Raw genomic sequence first — 17461 nt, 5'->3', positions numbered from 1 at the left:
GACTCGAGCATGAACCAAGTTAAAAGCGGCGCGCCGCCGCATCGTCGTCATTGTCGTCGTCGTCATCGTCGTCATCGTCGTCATCGTCGTCATCGTCGTCGTCATCATCGTTGTCGTCGTCATCATCGTCGTCATCATCATCGTCGTCGTCATCATCGTCGTTATCATCGTCGTCGTCATCGTCGTCGTCATCGTCGTCATCGTCGTCATCATCATCGTCGTCATCGTCGTCATCGTCGTCATCATCATCGTCGTCGTCGTCGTCATCGTCATCATCATCGTCGTCGTCGTCATCGTCGTCATCGTCGTCATCATCATCGTCGTCACACGCGTTGACTTCGATGTACGCCGCCTTCATCTCGGTGGCGTAGCCGCAGCCGCGCACGGTGAGCGAAACATCCATGTTGCCGGCGGCTTCGTAGGTGTGGCCCGGGTTTTGTTCCGCCGAGGCGAAGGTGTCGCCGAAATCCCATTCCCAGGCATATACTTCGCCGGCCGTCGCCTCGGTAAACTGCACGGCATCACCGACGCAGATACTCGTCAGATCGGCTGCAAACTCGGGCGCGACAAAATCGCAATCGGCGATGGCGTGGTACAGCTTTCCATTATCGGCAAACACAACGTGCTTAGGGCCGTATTGGTCGATGGCGAAGTCGATCGTGGAGACGCCGAGAAAAGTTTCGGAATCGAAATGCCAAGTGCCTTCATCGAAATAAAGCATATGGGCGCCGGCATGCGGGTAGCCGTCGTCGATAAAAATAAAGGGGCGGTCAAAGGCGTCGAAAGCTAAGACGTTTTCGTCGGCCAACGGGGAGCAGGAAATCGCCTCGGCGGGGTCCTCGCCTCCGGCATGATACAGCAAGCCGTAATCGGGATATTCATTCGCCGAATACGCCAGGCTGCCGTCGGTTCGCAGGGCAACCGAATTGTAATCCGAGGTGACGTGCCCGACCCACGGATCATCTCCGCGGCCGATCAGTTCAATCACCTCCCAATCGTCGTCCACGTAACGATACAGGATGAGGTCCGAGTGCGGGTCCATATCGTGTTCGCGTTCGGTGACGATGTACGGCGCGCCGTCGACGATCAGGATGTTTCTCTCCTCGATCGCCTCGTAGATCCCGTCGACTTCATCGATCACCCAACCCGCTTCGCCGCGATAGGCGTAGTGCAGGCTGCCGCGGTCGTCGTAGGCCACGTGGGGCACGCCGGCCTCGTCCACGGTCACCGCGCCCTTACCCCTGGGAACGAGGTATTCGATGACCTCCTCCTGCCAATCGCCGGCCGCGTCCGGGCCAATCCAGGCGATGTGCCCGCTGCCGCGCTGAAAAATAAAATGGGGCTCGTCGTCGGGGCCAAGGGCCATGTCGAACCAGTCGACCGGGCCGTCGTGGGCCATTTGAACGTGCCAGCCGTCGGCAGCCTCGTAGGCATAGAGCAACTGCTCGGCGACGCTTTCGTAATACGCGACGTGCGGGTAGCCCAGACTGTCGACGGCCAAGGCGTTGCGTAGCGTGAGGTGTACTTCTTGGACGATGGATTCGGTTTGCCAGGCGTCGTCGGCGTACCAGACCAAATAGCTGACATCCTCTTCGTTCATGATGCCGGAACGTTCGCCCGAGACGGGATTCGTCGCAAAACAGACGCCGGTGTTGCGTGGTATGTAATCCGACATGTGCCACGTGCCCGCTTCGCGCCACCGCTCGCGCCGGTACGTGTAAATATGCGGTTCGCCGTCGGCGTCGTAAAGCAAACTGACGCGCCGGGCCGATGATACGTCTTCTTCCGTGACGGTTTCCGCGGTCCACTCGCCGGTCTCACCTCGCACGGCATACTTGAGGGCGTCGACTCCCGTCGAGTGGCACAGTTGCGCGGCCACGTGCGGTTGATCGTCCTCGTCCACGACGATTTCCGTAGACACGGCGTTGAGCGAAGAGCCCAGGTTGGTGTTTTCAAACAGCCACTCGGCGCCGTCGAAGGTGCAATACCTCACCGAGGTTCCGTAGTACCACCGGCCGTAGGCCAAATGAGGGTGATCCAGGCTATCGATCGCCAGCGAGAGGCCTTTGCCCGCATCGTTGCTGCTGCCGCTTTCCAAGACCTCGGCATTCCACTGCGTCCCGTCCCAGGAACTGTATTCGAGGTTGTGGGAAGCCAAGGTGTGGTGGGCGATATGGGGGTAATCGTTGCTATCGACCGCAATGCTGCAATAGTAGCCTGGATTCGCCGTGTCGCGTACGACTTCGTGCGTCCAGGAGCCTTCGGCCGGTTTGTACGCGTATCGCAGTTCGTAGCTGTCGGCTGCGCGGTAACACACATGGAAACCGCCGGCGGGATCGATGGCGGCCGCGGCGTCCATCGCGCGCGTGGTTGTGGGGTCGGCGTCTTCGAAATGCCATTGGCCGTCATCGAACCAGGCGTGCTGGAGTTCGTACCCGGAATAAAACACGTGCATCACGCCGTCTTGGTCGAACAACACGGTGCGGTGATTGGAGTTCCAATAGCGGGTGGACTCATCCACGAACGTCGTTTCCCAGACGTCGTTGACCGGGGGCGCGGCGGCGCTTATTCCAACGCTAAGGCCCAGACAAGCGCACACGCACAGACAACAGCGGATAAAAGTCACGATTATCGACTCCTAAAAGAACATACTCTATGTTGAATGCTTCCCAAGGTGAGAGACCGGTGTCAAGGGAGATCTTTGTATTATGCGGTGCGAGTGAATGTCAAATCTCTGGAGTCGGGCGAGAGTGCAAGCCGCGTTTATTCATCCAAATTGCATGTAAACACAATGGGTTTCGTGTGTTGACAGGCCCATTCAGGGTGCTAAGATCGGCCCGACTTTTGCGTCTCGACACGGACTGGGGGATCTGATGCCGATCGATTTCCTGCCCCTGTTTTTCTATCTACTACTCGTCATCGCCATTGGTGCGTTGGGGATCGTCGGCCTGTCGCGCATTGTGGGCCCGCGCAAAGACACGTCGGAAAAGCTCAGCCCCTACGAGTGCGGCGTGCCGCCGGTGGGCGATCCGCACGAAAAATTCCCGATGAAGTACTACGTCATCGGCATGCTGTTCATTCTGTTCGACGTCGAAATCATCTTCTTCTATCCCTGGGCCGTGATTTTCAAGGACATGAACGAAACCAGCGGTTTGTTCGGGCTCATCGAGTTGGCGGTGTTCACGTTTGTGCTGCTGGTGGGCTTCATCTACGTGTGGCGCAAGGGAGCTCTGGAATGGGAATAGAGCAGAAAATCCCCGACGGCTTCATGACCACCACCGTCGACAAGCTGGTCAACTGGAGCCGCACCTATTCCACCTGGCCGGTCACCATGGGCTTGGCCTGCTGCGCGCTGGAGATGATGGGCACCGCCATGGCCCACTACGACATCTCCCGCTTCGGTATGGAGATTTTCCGCGCCAGCCCAAGGCAGGCGGACCTGCTGATCGTCGCCGGCACCCTCACGAAAAAGATGGCGCCGGTATTACGCAAGATTTACGACCAGATGCCCGAGCCCAAATGGGTGCTGGCCATGGGCGCCTGCGCCTGCTCCGGCGGCATCTTCCGCAGCTACGCGGTCGTGCAGGGTGTGGACCGCATCGTGCCGGTGGACGTGTTCATCCCCGGCTGTCCCCCGCGCCCCGAGGCATTGTTGTACGGAATTTTGGAACTGCAGAAGAAGCTGCGAACCGACTCGATCAAACACCGAACCTGAGGCGGCTATGGCAACGCGCGCGGACATCAACGACCAGCTAGCCGAGCAATTGGCGACCCGCTTCGGCGACCAGCTCGTCGAACGCGATCTGGCCGGCCGGCCCATGCTGCGCGTCACGCCCGAAAGCTACCTCGAAGCCGTCCATACTCTGCGGCGCGATCCCGCCTTCGGCTTCGAGATTCTCGTGCAGGTTTTCGGAACGCATTTTCCCGACGACGAGGCCCCCTTCGAGGTCACGGCACTGCTGGCCCGGCTCGACCCCGGCGCCCACGTGGCGGTAAAAGTCCGCGCGACGGGCACGCCGCCCACCGTGCCCAGCCTGGCCGCGGTCTGGCGGGCGGCCGATTGGCACGAGCGCGAGACCTACGACATGTTCGGAATCCATTTTGACGGCCACCCGGATTTGCGGCGCATATTCCTGGCCGACGACGCCGATTTTCACCCCTTGCGCAAGGATTTTCCGACCGAAGGGTACGAGGAATAGGGATGGGCGAACCGCGCTACATGACGCTGAACATGGGTCCGCAACACCCGTCGACCCACGGCGTCCTGCAGATCATCCTGACCCTCGACGGCGAGCGGGTCGTGGAAGCGCGGCCCGTGCTGGGCTACCTGCACCGCGGCATCGAAAAGCTGGCCGAAGGCATGAGCTACCACCAGATCATCCCCTTGACCGACCGCCTCGACTACACCGCCTGCATGAGCTGCAACCTCGGCTATGTGTGGGCGGTCGAGCGCCTGCTGGGCATCGAAGATCAAATCCCCGAGCGCGCCCGGGTGATTCGCGTCATTTGCGCCGAACTCTCGCGCATCGGCGGCCATATGATCTGGCTGGGCAGCCACGCGGCGGACATCGGCGCGGTGACGGTATTCCTCTACACCTTCCGCGAGCGCGAATTCATCTACGAGCTGTTCGAGGAAATCAGCGGCCAGCGCATGACGGTATCCTACCCGCGCATCGGCGGCGTCAGTCACGACCTGCCCGCGGGGTGGGTCGAGAAGTGCCACGAATTCTGCCGCATCTTCCTGAAAAAGGTCGACGAGTACGAGCAGTTGCTCACCAACAACCGCATCTGGCGGCTGCGCACCGAGGGCATCGGCGTGCTGACGCGCGAGGACGTGCTGGAATGGGGCGTCTCGGGGCCGATGGCCCGCGGCAGCGGCATCGCCTACGACCTGCGCAAGGTCATGCCCTACGGCGACTACGACCAGTACGATTTCGAAGTGCCCACCCAGGAAGCGGGCGACACCTTCGCGCGTTACGTGGTGCGCATCGCCGAGTTGCGCCAGAGCGTGCGCATCATCCGGCAGGGCCTCGAGCGGCTGGCCGACGGGCCGATCATGGCCGACATTCCGACCATCACGCCGCCGCCCAAGGCCGACTTGGGCGAACGGATCGAACAGCTTATTCACCACTTTCACTTGGTGGTGGAGGGGTTCAATGCGCCGGCGGGCGAGGTGTATTTCGCCTCCGAAGCGCCCAAGGGCGAACTTGGTTTCACGTTGGTCGCCGACGGCGGCCCGCATCCGCATCGCTGCGCGATTCGCGTGCCCAGTTTTGCGAACCTGCACAGCATTGTGAAAATGGCGCCCGGCCACTATCTGGCCGACATGGTGGCGCTCATCGGTACGATCGATATCTGCCTGGCGGACATCGATAAGTAACCGGGAACAAGGGATCGGTATGGAAGAAATCTGCCACCACATTATGGACCTTGCGGAAAACAGCACCGCTGCGGGGGCCAGCCTCGTGGAAATCGTGATCATCGAAGATGAGAAAGACGACTGGCTGACCATCGAGATTCAAGACAACGGCCGCGGCTTCAACAACCAGGTGCGTGACGAACTCAACGGACCGATATCCAAATGCAGTTCGTGCGGCATCGGCCTGACGCTCTTTTCCCGCGCTTGCGAAGAGGCCGCCGGGAAGATGGAGGTCACCGATTCCGAGGCGGGCGGTGCCTTGGTGCGCGGCAGCATGCGGCTGAGCCATGAGGACAGCAAGCCGCTGGGCGACGTGAACGAGACGTTGATCACGCTGATCATGGGTTCGCCGGGCGTGAATTGGGTGTTTCGGCACGAGAAAATCCACGCCGACGGCACGACCGTGAAACTGTTTCTGGACACGCAAAAAATGCGGGAGGAAGTCGGCGGCGTGCCGCTGGCGCATCCCGAGGCGATACGGCGCATTCGCGTCAGCCTGCGGCAGCAGCAGGCGACGTTGAACGAATAACGGAGGCGAGGCAAGGCGCGATGTGGATGATGGCCCTTATTGCAACAGCGAAGATTTTGGTCTTTATGGCCATTTTCTTGGGCCTGACCGCCTACAACACGCTTTACGAACGGCGCGTGGTCGCGCGGATCCAGCAACGGATCGGCCCCAACCGCGCCGGGCCGTGGGGTCTGCTGCAGCCGATCGCCGACGCCGTCAAGCTCTTCTTCAAGGAAGACATCGTCACCGACCGCTCCGAACGCTTCCTGTACATCCTGGCACCGATCATTTCGGTGAGCACGGCGCTGTTGTTTATCGCCATGGTTCCCTTCGGCCCCGAAGTGCCCTTCCTGAAAGGCCTGCCCGAGGCCTGGAACAAGTTCTCGATGGCCGATTTGAACGTGGCGGTGCTGTTCGTGTTCGCCATCAGTTCGCTCGGCGTGTATTCGGTGCTGCTGGGCGGCTGGTCGGCCAACAGCAAGTACTCACTGCTGGGCGGCATGCGCGCCGGCGCGCAAATGGTGTCCTACGAAATCACCATGGGCTTAGCGATCGTTCCCGTGGTGATGAGCGCCGGCAGCTTAAGCCTGCACGACATCGTCACGCAGCAGGCCGACGTGTGGAACGTGCTGCGTTTCCCCTGGGGACCGCTCGGCTTCTTCCTGTTCCTCATGGCCATGCTGGCCGAAGCCAACCGCGCCCCCTTCGACCTGGTCGAGGCCGAGCAGGAGTTGGTCGGCGGGTATCACACCGAATACAGCTCGATGAAGTTCGGCGCGTTTTTCGTGGCCGAATACGGCAACCTGATCACCGTTTCGGCACTGATCGTCACCTTCTATCTGGGCGGCTGGCAGGGCCTGCCCTTCGTCGATGTGGGCATCCCGGAGACGCTGGCACCCTACTTGGGCCTGGTGTGGTTCGGCATCAAGACCGCGATTCTCGTAGCGAGTTTCGTGTGGATTCGCTGGACCTTTCCGCGGCCCCGTTACGACCAATTAATGGGCTTCGGGTGGAAGATTTTCTTCCCGCTGGCTTTGTTCAACGTGTTTTTGGCCGGGGCGCTGATGTACTTCGGTCAGTTTTTCGGGTTCAGCTACTTCGGGTAAGGAGCGCATTTGGGTTTCTGGCGTAAAGTGCTGCTCGTGGATTTGCTGCAGGGCCTGGCCCTGACGCTCAAGTACGCCTTTACGAAGCCCATCACGTACCAGTACCCGGAGAAACGCCGGCCGCTGGCGCCGCTGTACCGCGGTCGGCATCGGCTTACGGTGCACGAAGACGGCACGCTCAAGTGCGTCGCCTGCGGATTGTGCGCCGCGGTGTGCCCGTCGCGCTGCATTTACATCGAACCGGGCGAGCGTGAAGATGGCGAGCGCTTCCCGCAGGTTTACGAAATCGAAGTCACGCGCTGCGTGTTTTGCGGCTTCTGCCAAGAAGTCTGCCCCTTTGACGCCATCGTTCTGACCGAGGAGTACGAACTGGCGACGACCCACAAGGCGGCGTTGCTGTACGACAAGGACGCGCTCATCGAGCGCACAAGCGAGGAGTAACGACGAGATCATGTTGCTGAAGGCGATATATCTTTTGTTCGCGCTGGGCGCCGTGACGGGCGCGGCGAACGTCGTCTCGCGCCGCAACCCGGTTAACGTGGCGATCTCGCTGCTGTTCACCTTCCTTTGCGTGGCTTCGCTGTACATTCTGCACGGTTCGCCGCTGCTGGCGATGATCCAAATCATCGTCTATGCCGGGGCGATTCTCATCCTGGTGGTCTTCACGATCATGCTGTTGTCGCTGCGGGAGCCCGGCACCGGTCTGGACGACTTCTGGACCCGGCCGCAAAAACTCGCCGCCGCCGCGGCCGCGACGATCTTGGGCGGGCAATTGGTCTACATCGCCTATCAGGCGCTGGACCAAGCGACGCCCGGCTCGGGAGCCGACCTGCGGGAACTGGCCGCGCCCGCCACCTTGGCCCACGTGCTGTTCGACAAGTACCTCCTGCCCTTTGAGGTGGCCAGCGTGTTGCTGTTGCTGGCCATCGTCGGCACCGTCGTGCTCACGCGCCGCCCCAAGGGCACCGCGGCGGCCATCGACGCGGATCACGCCGACGAAATCGCGCCGCCGGAAGGGGGGGATTCATGATTCCGGTCAGTTTCCCGCTGATCACCGGCGCGTTCCTGTTCGCCCTGGGCGCTTTCGGGGTGATCGTGCGGCGTAACGCGATCGTCGTTTTCATGTGCATTGAATTGATGCTCAACGGCGTCAATCTAACGCTGATCGGCCTGGCCGGGCACCAGCAGGTGGTCGACGGACCGGTCTTTGTGTTGTTCATCATGGCCGTCGCGGCGGCCGAGGCGGCGGTGGGTTTGGCGATCATCATTTCGCTGTATCGCCGCAAGGGGACCGTGGACGTCTCCTCGTTTGATTCGTTGAAGGGTTAGGAGCCGGAACGTGGCTGACTGGCTGTTCCTCATTCCGCTTTTCCCGCTGATCGGCGTGCTGCTTAACGGCGTCGTCTCGCCCAAGCTGTGGCCGAAAAGCGAGAAATTCACCGGCGTCCTGGCCAGCGCCATGGTTCTTGCCTCCTTCGCGGTGGGCTTCGCGGCCTTCCTGGAACTGCGCGGCGAACACGCCGAGGCCCTGCACCAGCAACTCTACACGTGGATCGCCGTCGGCTCGCTGAACGTGCCGCTCGGTTTTATGGTCGATCACCTGGCGGCGGTGATGGTGTTGGTCGTCAGCGGCGTCGGCTTCCTGATTCACGTCTACGCCATCGGCTACATGCACGGCGACCGCGGCTTCCGGCGCTTTTTCACGTACATGAATCTTTTCGTGTTCGCGATGCTGCTGCTGGTGACCGCCGACAGCTTCCTGGTCATGTTCGTCGGCTGGGAGGGCGTGGGGCTTTGTTCCTACCTGCTGATCGGCTTCTTCTACGAAAAGAAAAGCGCCGCCGACGCCGGTAAGAAAGCCTTCGTGGTCAACCGCATCGGCGATTTCGGTTTCCTGCTGGCGATCTTCCTCGTGTTTTACAACTTCGGCACGCTGGAATTCGAGGGCGTGGCCAAGCATACGGCCGGGGTCGGTTCGGGGCTCATCACGGTGATCTGCCTGCTGCTGTTTTTGGGCGCGACGGGCAAAAGCGCGCAGATTCCGCTCTTTTTCTGGCTACCCGACGCGATGGAGGGCCCGACGCCGGTCAGCGCCCTGATCCACGCCGCGACCATGGTCACCGCGGGTGTGTATATGATCGCCCGCACGCACTTCCTTTACGATCTTGCTCCGCTGGCGCAGGCCCTGGTGGCGTCGGTCGGCATCTTGACCGCGTTCTTCGCGGCGACCATTGCCTTTGCCCAGCGCGACCTCAAACGCATCCTCGCCTACTCGACGATCAGCCAGCTCGGCTACATGTTCGTGGGCGTCGGCGTCGGCGCGTACGCGGCGGGCGTCTTCCACCTGATGACCCACGCCTTCTTCAAGGCGTTGCTCTTTTTGAGCGCCGGCAGCGTCATGCACGCGCTGCAGGGCGAACTGGACATCTACAAGATGGGCGGCCTGCGCAAGCGTATGCCGGTGACGTTCTGGACCTTCCTGATCGCCACGCTGGCCATTGCCGGGCTGCCGCCGCTATCGGGGTTCTTCTCCAAAGACGAAATCCTGTGGAAAGCCTTCTCCACGCACCTAAGCGGCGTGCCGCAAACGATCAACTACATCGTGTACGGCCTCGGCCTGCTGACCGCGTGCATGACGGCGTTCTACATGTTCCGCGCCCTCTTCCTGGCCTTCTTCGGCGAGAGCCGCATGGAACCCGATATCGAGGCCCATGTCCACGAAAGCCCGAAGGTCATGACCCTGCCGCTGGTGGCGCTGGCGTTGCTGGCGATGGTCGGCGGCCTAGTGGGGATCCCGCACGTACTGGGCGGCGGTGCGCACTTCGAGAATTGGATCGCGCAAACCGTCGGTCACGGCGAGGGGCACCACGCGCCCGCGGCGCTGGAACTCGGCCTGATGGCGCTGAGCGTGGGCGTGGCGCTGCTGGGCATTTTCCTGGCGTGGATATTCTATCGCAAGCGGGCCGAACTGCCCGCGAAGGTGGTCAACGCCTACCCGCGGCTGTACCGCTGGGTGTTCAACAAGTATTACGTCGACGAGTTCAACGACGCGGCGGTGGTGATGCCCATCAAACGGGTATCGACGCACTTCCTGTACCGCTTTATCGACGAGTTGATTATCGACGGGCTGGTCAACGGCGTGGGGCGGCTGGCCCGTTTTTGCGGCGGCGGCCTGGCGAAAATGCAGACCGGGCACGTGTACACCTACGCCTTTTCGGTGCTGTGCGGCGCGGTGGCGTTGGTGGCCTTCATGCTGTGGCGTTTGGGATGAGGTAAGCGATGAGTTTTCGGTTGATCTCGCTCGTGATCTTCTCACCGCTGATTACAGTGGTCGTGCTGCTGCTGTGGCGCGGCCTCGGCGATGAGAAGGTGCGGCGGATCGCCCTGGCGGGCTCGCTGGCGACCTTCGTGCTCAGCCTGCCGCTGTTTTTCTTGTACCAACCCGCCCAAAACCTCTGGCTGCTGGAGCCGGCGGTGGATTGGATCGCCGCCTGGGGCGTCCACTATGCGGTGGGCATCGACGGCATCAGCCTGTTCCTGGTTTTACTGACGACCTTCCTGACGCCGCTGTGCGTTTTGGCCTCCTGGAAATACATCCAACAGCGCGTCAAGGCTTACATGATCGCCTTCCTGCTGCTGGAAATGGCGATGCTCGGCACCTTCTGCGCCCTGGACGTGTTTCTCTTCTACGTGTTCTGGGAGGCGATGCTCGTGCCGATGTACCTGATCATCGGCGTCTGGGGTGGGCCGCGACGGATCTACGCGGCGGTGAAGTTTTTCCTGTACACGATGGTCGGCTCGGTGCTGATGCTGATCGCCCTGCTGGCCACCTACTTCGCCCTGCCCGAGCGTACCTTCGACCTGTTCGCCTGGTACCAGACGGGCCTGAGCCCCTCGCTGCAATTGTGGTGCTTCTCCGCCTTCGCCCTGGCGTTCGCCATCAAGGTGCCGATGTGGCCGCTGCACACCTGGCTGCCCGACGCCCACGTGGAAGCGCCCACCGCCGGGTCGGTGATTCTGGCCGGCGTGCTGCTGAAGATGGGCACCTACGGTTTCATGCGTTTCGCGATTCCCATCTACCCCGACGCCGCCCAAACCGCCGCCCCGGTGATGGTCGCGTTGGCGGTGATCGGCATCGTCTACGGCGCGCTGGTGGCGATGGTGCAAAAAGACGTGAAGAGACTCGTCGCCTACTCCAGCGTCAGCCACCTGGGCTTCGTGATGCTCGGCCTGTTCGCCTTCAACGCGCAGGGTGCGGCAGGCGGCGTGCTGCAAATGGTCAACCACGGCATATCGACCGGCGCCCTCTTCCTGTTGGTCGGCGTGCTTTACGAGCGCCGTCACACACGACTGATCAGCGACTTCGGCGGCATCGCCAAAGTCATGCCGGCGTATGCGACGATTTTCATGATCACGACGCTCTCGTCGATCGGCCTGCCGGGCACCAACGGTTTTATCGGCGAGTTTCTCGTGCTACTGGGCGCTTTCGACCGCTGGATGCCGCTGGCGATCGTAGCCACCTCGGGCGTGATTCTAGCCGCCGTCTACATGCTGTGGATGGTGCAGCGCGTGTTCTTCGGACCGGTGAAGCACGAGGCGAACCAAGGCCTGGCCGACTTGAACAAACGCGAGTGGGCCTATCTGCTGCCGCTGGTGCTGCTCATCTTTTGGATCGGCGTGTACCCGCAGACTTTCCTGAACAAGATACAACCCAGCGTCGAGCGCTGGTTGACGACCGTAATACCCGCTAAGCAAGTCGCGGCCTACCAGCCCGCGGCCCTCGAGCGGGACATCGCGCCGCCCGGCGGCGTGTTCGATTGGGACGGGCAATGAAAAGAGCGGCCGAATGAGCAACATGAATTTCGGACTGCTGGCGCCTGCGCTTCTCGTGCTCTACGGGATGCTCACGGTGTTGCTGGTCGAAATCCTCACGCCCGGCGACACCCGGCCGCGCGCCCGCGACCTGCCCCCGGTGCTGGCGTTGCTCTCGCTCGCGTTCACCCTGGGCGCGATATTCGTCCGCTGGCCCGGCGCCACGGGTGCCGAGGGTTTCAGCGGCATGATCACGGCGGACCGCTTCGCGCTCTTCGGCCAGGGAGTGATCGCCTTGGCCGGCGTCCTGGGCGTGTTGACCGCCTGGAACTACCTGCGCACGGTCGGGGAAGATCACAGCGAATTCTACGCCCTGCTGCTCAGCGCGGTGTTCGGCGCGATGATCATGGTGGGCGCCGCCGATTTGGTGATGGTCTTCCTGGGGTTGGAAATTCTGTCCATCAGCGCCTACGTGCTGGCCGGCTTTCTGCGGCTGCGCACCGAGTCCGGCGAAAGCGCGCTTAAATACTTCTTCCTCGGGGCGTTTTCCACGGGCTTTTTGCTCTACGGCATCGCCCTGGTATTCGGCGCGACCGGCTCGACGCACCTGACGACCATCGCGACGAAAATCGACGGCGAAAGCGCCATGTTGCTGGTCGGGCTGGCCCTGATTCTGGTCGGCTTCGGCTTCAAAATCGCCGCCTTCCCCTTCCACGTTTGGACGCCGGACGTGTACCAAGGGGCGCCGAGCCCGGTAGCCGGTTTCATGGCGGCGGCGGTGAAAACAGCGTCGTTCGTCACAATGCTGCGCGTATTGATGGTGGCTTTCGGCGATTTGATCGGCGAGTGGGGATTCATCCTCTATTACCTGGCGATCGCCACGATGGTTTTCGGCAATTTCGGGGCGCTGGTGCAAAACCACCTCAAACGGCTGTTGGCGTATTCGTCGATCGCCCACGCGGGATACCTGCTGGTCGGCGTCAGCGCCGTCATGCGCTGCCCGTCCGAAGGCCTGGGGGCCGTGTTGTTCTACCTGCTGGCCTACACCTTGATGACCGTCGGCGCGTTCGCGGTGGTCGGCCACCTGTCGCGGCGCGAGGCCGACGCGGATCACCTCGACACCTATCGCGGCTTGGCCAAACGCCACCCCTGGCTGGCGGGCGGTTTGACGATTTACCTGATGAGCATGGCCGGGTTGCCGCCGCTGATCGGTTTCGTTGGCAAATTCGCGCTCTTTGCCGCCGCGGTGAAGGCCGAACTGGTCCAGTTGGCCGTGGTGGGCATCCTGACCAGCGCGGTATCCGTGTACTACTACATTCGGGTCGTCTACATCATGTATATGACCGAGCCCGAGGCCGACGCCCCCGTGGCGGTCGGTCAGCCGCAGGATTGGCCCGGCAAGGCGGCGCTGATCGTCACCGCGGTGCTGGTTGTGCTGCTGGGCATCGTGCCCGGCCCCTGGCTTGCCTGGGCCCGCGCGAGCGCCCGTTTTCTGCTGGGCGAGTAGTTCGCGCGTCTTTTCCCATGTAAAAACAGCCGCTTTTGACGCACGGGGTTGACATCTCGGCTCGCTTCCAAGAAATTAACCGCCGTGTTCAGCCCGGGCATCGCGGGTGAAATCGTGAAGGAGACGGCCGATGGAAAAGCGCAAAGCTCGCAAGAAAATCGAGAAGATGGAAACATACAAGCCCAAGTTGACCCCGCGGGCCCGCCAGCGAAAGAAAAAGGTGCTCGATAATCCCACGCGGTCGATGGAGCCGAAAAAAGGCATGCGCGTGGCCGATATGGTCGACGCGATGAAGGGCATGAGCATTCAAGCGCGGAACATCGGCAACTGCGCCCGGGTACTCGACGGCATGTACACCGACAAACGACGCCCAACGGTTTTTTTGGGCCTGGCCGGGCCGCTGATCGCCGCCGGGCTTCGCAACGTGATCCGCGAACTCATCGCCGGAGGCTACGTCGACGTCGTGGTATCCACCGGGGCGATTCTCTACCAGGACATCTACCAGGCTCGCGGTTACAAGCATTTTCAAGGCAGCCCGCTGGCCGACGATCGCGTGCTGCGCGAGATGTTCATCGACCGCATCTACGACACCTTTGTGGACGAGGAAGCCTTCTGGGAAACCGACATGTGGATCGGGAAAAAAGCGGGCGAACTCCCGCCCGGCATTTATTCCAGCCGCCAATTCATGGACTACGTCGGTTCGCTGCTCCACGACGAAAAATCCATCGTTCGCACCTGCCATAAACGCGGCGTGCCGATGTTCGTGCCCGCGCTCAACGACTCTTCGATCGGCATCGGGCTGACCGAGCATCGCCACCGCTGCCGGCTGCTGGATAAGCCGGGGGTCGTGATCGATTCCATCCAAGACAATTACGAACTGACCCAAATCGTGGTGCAATCCAACGCGTCGGCGGCGTTTTACGTGGCCGGCGGGGTGCCGAAAAACTACATCAACGACGCCGTGGTCATGGGCTACATTTTCAACCAGGAGCGCGGCCACGATTACGCCCTGCAGGTGACCACGGCGGTGGTCAGCGACGGCGGACTCTCCAGCAGCACGCTGCGTGAAGCCACTAGTTGGGGGAAAATCGACCCGCGGGCCCGTTACTCTATGGCCTGGGTCGAGCCGAGCGTGGCGCTGCCCCTGTTGGCGCAGTACACCTTCGACCGGCATCCGAAACGCAAGCCGATCAAGTACACCTGGGACAACGACATCTTGAAGGCGACCGAACTGCCGCCGGCGGCGAAGAAGCCAACCAAGCGCCCGCGCCGTCGTTAGATCGCCGAGCCCGCGCCGTCATGAAAGCCGCCAAAGAAGCGGCCTAAACCCGAATCCCCCCCATCAGCGGCAAAGCCAATCTGTCCAACCGCGGGATCCCATTGCGAAAATGTTTGCTTTCCGGGGGTCACGCGGTAAAATCCGCTATCGAAACACACAATAAATCCCGGCGGAATAAGTCGATACCGTTCTTTGTAGAACGCGGGGGGATAAATCCTTGACGCTCAAGACGATTCCATCGATTCTCGCCCTTTTCAGCCTGCTTTTTCTTCTGGTTTTCGGCCTGCCTTCCTGCGCGAGCGACGAGGACGACGACTCCTCGACGGAACCGGAACCGGCGACGGACGATGACGACGCGACCGACGGCCCGACCATCGACCGCCCGGTTCTCGAGGTCACCAACGACCACGTGACCGTCACCGTGGATCGCCGATACGGACTATTCCACATCGACATCGATGGGTACCGGTACGTCCGGGGAGCCACCAGCGCTATCGAGACCGGAATCACGGGACCGGTGATCCAGAAGCAAACGGTCCACGTGCCCAACCGAGCCCTCGCGGGGTTGTTGCCGGTGACGATTGAGGACTCCGTGGAAGGAACGAAGGTGACGCTTCGTTATCCGGAGACCAAACACGGACAAATCACCACCACGTTGACGCTGATGCCGGAGGGCGGCGGGCTGCTTGCCGAGATGCAGTTCACCTCGGCCGGTGTAAGCGACCTGGTCTCGTTGATCCCGGTGTACGTCGGGCCCGAAACGCGCGGCGGCCTGTTCATGAAAAGCGAGCCGGCTGCGGTTCAGGTCCTGCAAAACGGCTCCGCGCTCAGCTTCGATTTCTATGCCGACCTGCAGTATGCCGACTACGCCTACAGCCGGGGGATGCTGCGGCAGTACCTGACCAACAAGCCCTCCTCGGCCTCCAACTGGAACGCGCTTTTGTTCGACCGGGCCAACGCGGAAAGCCTTCACATGGGCTATCTCTCGTTCGAATCGGTGATCCCCGAAGTGGTCGTTGGCTTTGACTCCCAGAAGAACCCGCAGTGGAACGGGACCGAAGGCTGGTTCACCTTCCAGAGCCGGAACGGCTACCTGATCGCCCGGGCCGAGCCGCCGGGAAGCGTTCGCTCTTCGGAGCTTTTCTGGATGGACCTTTTCACCGGCCGACCCCACGAAGCCCTGGAGAGCTACGCCGCCCTGCTCGCCGACCGCCTGGCCATCGAGCTGACCCACGAACCGATGGCGGGCTGGGATTCCTGGTACGTCTACAGCGACAAGATCGACCAGCAGATCATCCTGGACAACCTGGCCGGGATCGTGGAGACCTTCGGCGATTACGGAATGAACACCATGCAGGTTGACCTGGGGTGGGAGAACACCTGGGGGGACTGGACCTCCGACGAACGCTTTCCGGACGGCGTCGATTTTCTGGCCCAGCAGATTCGGGACGAGGGGTTGATTCCCGAACTGTGGGTTTCCCCGACCAACGCGATGCGAAACTCCGAGGTGTTGGGGCTCCATCCCGACTGGGGGGGCCGGGTGCATCCCCTGTACAAGCTCCTGATGCAGTCGTTCGCTGTGCCGCTGGACCTTTCGCGCGAAGACGTGGTGGATTTCGTGGGCGGAACCGGCGAGCTGTTCGCCGGCTACGGATACGAATCGGTCAAATACGATTTTGCTTACTACCACATCATGCTGGCCGAGTTGCAGGACCCGTCGCGGACGCTGGTGGAGACCTACCGGGAAGCGCTGATCGCCTTTCGCAACGGCCTGGGGTGGGACAAGTTCTTCATCAACATTTTGCTGAACGGCATCAATTACGGCCTGTGCGACTCGATGCGCATCAGCATTGATTCCTGGCCGTGCTGGGGCGATACCCAGGGCGAGCGCTGCCCGGAGTCGTCCAACACCAGCGGGTACGACGGCACGGGTATCCGGATTGGGCTCAAGGCGTTGGCGCGCCGCTACTACCTGAACAACGTGGTCTGGGTTAACCATCCGGACCAGATCTTCTTCCGCGAGCACCTGGGCCTGATCCCGCACCGCTCCTGGGCAACGCTGGTGGCGCTTTCCGGCGCCGTGATGTCCCTGGCGGAAGAAATCGCCACGATGACCGCCGCGGAGGTCGAAACCTACCGGCGCATGATCCCCAACCTCGGGATCACGGGGGTGCCGTGGGATCTGTTCGACCGCGAGTATCCGGAAGTCTGGCTGACGCCGCTGACCGACCGAAACCCCGGCGGGTTCCTGCTTCACCTGTACAGTTGGGGCAACAACTGGGACCGCACGGTCAACCCGCCGGCCGAGATCCCGGAAGAAACGCGCCGTCACTCGATTTTGTTGTCCGACCTCGAGTTGACCGGCCCCTACCGGGCCTTCGAATACTGGACGCAGACGGACCTGGGCGTCGTCACCAGCACAGTGGAAATCGACGTACCGGCCCGCGACAGCCGGGTGATCGTGCTGCGTCCCGTGCAGGACCGCCCCTACCTGGTTTCCAGCAACCGCCACGTCAGCCAGGGTGGCGTGGACCTGAGCGCGCCGTCCTGGAACCCGGCGAAACGGGAGCTTTCGTGGAATCAGGAACTCGTTTTGGGGTTCGAGCACACGGTGTACGTCGATCCGGCGGGGATCGCCGCGCAGCCGACCGTCACGACCACCGGCAGCGCCGGGGCGAACGTTCGGGTCGATGGGGAGTTGTGGGCGGTCGAGATCACGCCGACCGGCACCGGCTCGGCAAAGATCACGCTGGCGTTTTGACGAGATAACCAGGGCTGCCGTAATAGAAAATGGCGCGGGTACGCCGTATCACGCCGCAGTCGACGCGGC

At 61.9% G+C, this 17461-nt stretch carries 15 protein-coding genes; 14 read left to right on the top strand and 1 reads right to left on the bottom strand.

The window, feature by feature from the left end:
• Positions 1–19: 19 nt before the first annotated feature.
• A complete protein-coding gene (locus P9L99_21370) occupies positions 20–2626 on the bottom strand; it encodes a PKD domain-containing protein (GenBank protein MDP8225926.1) in 2607 nt (868 codons plus the stop codon).
• 247 nt (positions 2627–2873) lie between these two features.
• On the opposite strand from P9L99_21370, the gene P9L99_21365 reads away from it, so the two are divergent.
• From P9L99_21365 to P9L99_21300, 14 genes are all read left to right on the top strand, one after another.
• A complete protein-coding gene (locus tag P9L99_21365; GenBank protein ID MDP8225925.1) occupies positions 2874–3245 on the top strand; it encodes an NADH-quinone oxidoreductase subunit A in 372 nt (123 codons plus the stop codon).
• Positions 3236–3715 (top strand): NADH-quinone oxidoreductase subunit B family protein, encoded by a 480-nt coding sequence (locus P9L99_21360; GenBank protein ID MDP8225924.1) that lies wholly within the window; start codon positions 3236–3238, stop codon positions 3713–3715. The genes P9L99_21365 and P9L99_21360 overlap by 10 nt, the downstream gene beginning before the upstream one ends.
• A gap of 7 nt (positions 3716–3722) precedes the next feature.
• On the top strand, positions 3723–4199 hold the full coding sequence (locus tag P9L99_21355; protein ID MDP8225923.1) for an NADH-quinone oxidoreductase subunit C: 477 nt from the start codon (positions 3723–3725) through the stop codon (positions 4197–4199).
• Between the two features lie 2 nt (positions 4200–4201).
• Positions 4202–5380 carry an NADH dehydrogenase (quinone) subunit D gene (nuoD, locus tag P9L99_21350; protein ID MDP8225922.1) on the top strand — a complete coding sequence of 393 codons (1179 nt, stop codon included), beginning with the start codon at positions 4202–4204 and terminating at the stop codon, positions 5378–5380.
• A 19-nt stretch (positions 5381–5399) separates the two neighbouring features.
• Entirely contained in the window at positions 5400–5948 is a 549-nt protein-coding gene (locus P9L99_21345; protein ID MDP8225921.1) for an ATP-binding protein, read from the top strand.
• A gap of 26 nt (positions 5949–5974) precedes the next feature.
• On the top strand, positions 5975–7033 hold the full coding sequence (gene nuoH, locus P9L99_21340) for an NADH-quinone oxidoreductase subunit NuoH (GenBank protein ID MDP8225920.1): 1059 nt from the start codon (positions 5975–5977) through the stop codon (positions 7031–7033).
• A 9-nt stretch (positions 7034–7042) separates the two neighbouring features.
• Positions 7043–7474, top strand: coding sequence for an NADH-quinone oxidoreductase subunit NuoI (gene nuoI / locus P9L99_21335; GenBank protein MDP8225919.1), 432 nt, complete (start codon positions 7043–7045; stop codon positions 7472–7474).
• A gap of 13 nt (positions 7475–7487) precedes the next feature.
• Entirely contained in the window at positions 7488–8063 is a 576-nt protein-coding gene (locus P9L99_21330) for an NADH-quinone oxidoreductase subunit J (protein MDP8225918.1), read from the top strand.
• Positions 8060–8362: an NADH-quinone oxidoreductase subunit NuoK gene (gene nuoK, locus P9L99_21325; GenBank protein MDP8225917.1), complete on the top strand. Its 303-nt coding sequence runs from the start codon at positions 8060–8062 to the stop codon at positions 8360–8362. The genes P9L99_21330 and nuoK overlap by 4 nt, the downstream gene beginning before the upstream one ends.
• A 10-nt stretch (positions 8363–8372) precedes the next feature.
• Positions 8373–10304, top strand: coding sequence for an NADH-quinone oxidoreductase subunit L (nuoL, locus tag P9L99_21320; GenBank protein MDP8225916.1), 1932 nt, complete (start codon positions 8373–8375; stop codon positions 10302–10304).
• Positions 10305–10312: 8 nt separating this feature from the next.
• Positions 10313–11866 (top strand): NADH-quinone oxidoreductase subunit M, encoded by a 1554-nt coding sequence (locus tag P9L99_21315; GenBank protein MDP8225915.1) that lies wholly within the window; start codon positions 10313–10315, stop codon positions 11864–11866.
• Between the two features lie 13 nt (positions 11867–11879).
• Positions 11880–13352: an NADH-quinone oxidoreductase subunit N gene (locus P9L99_21310; protein MDP8225914.1), complete on the top strand. Its 1473-nt coding sequence runs from the start codon at positions 11880–11882 to the stop codon at positions 13350–13352.
• A gap of 130 nt (positions 13353–13482) precedes the next feature.
• Positions 13483–14631: a deoxyhypusine synthase family protein gene (locus P9L99_21305; GenBank protein MDP8225913.1), complete on the top strand. Its 1149-nt coding sequence runs from the start codon at positions 13483–13485 to the stop codon at positions 14629–14631.
• Positions 14632–14848: 217 nt separating this feature from the next.
• Positions 14849–17392 carry an alpha-galactosidase gene (locus P9L99_21300; protein ID MDP8225912.1) on the top strand — a complete coding sequence of 848 codons (2544 nt, stop codon included), beginning with the start codon at positions 14849–14851 and terminating at the stop codon, positions 17390–17392.
• The last annotated feature ends 69 nt before the right edge of the window (positions 17393–17461 follow it).

The organism is Candidatus Lernaella stagnicola, assembly GCA_030765525.1.
GTDB lineage: Bacteria > Lernaellota > Lernaellaia > Lernaellales > Lernaellaceae > Lernaella > Lernaella stagnicola.
This window is presented reverse-complemented; position numbering and strand designations above follow the sequence as displayed.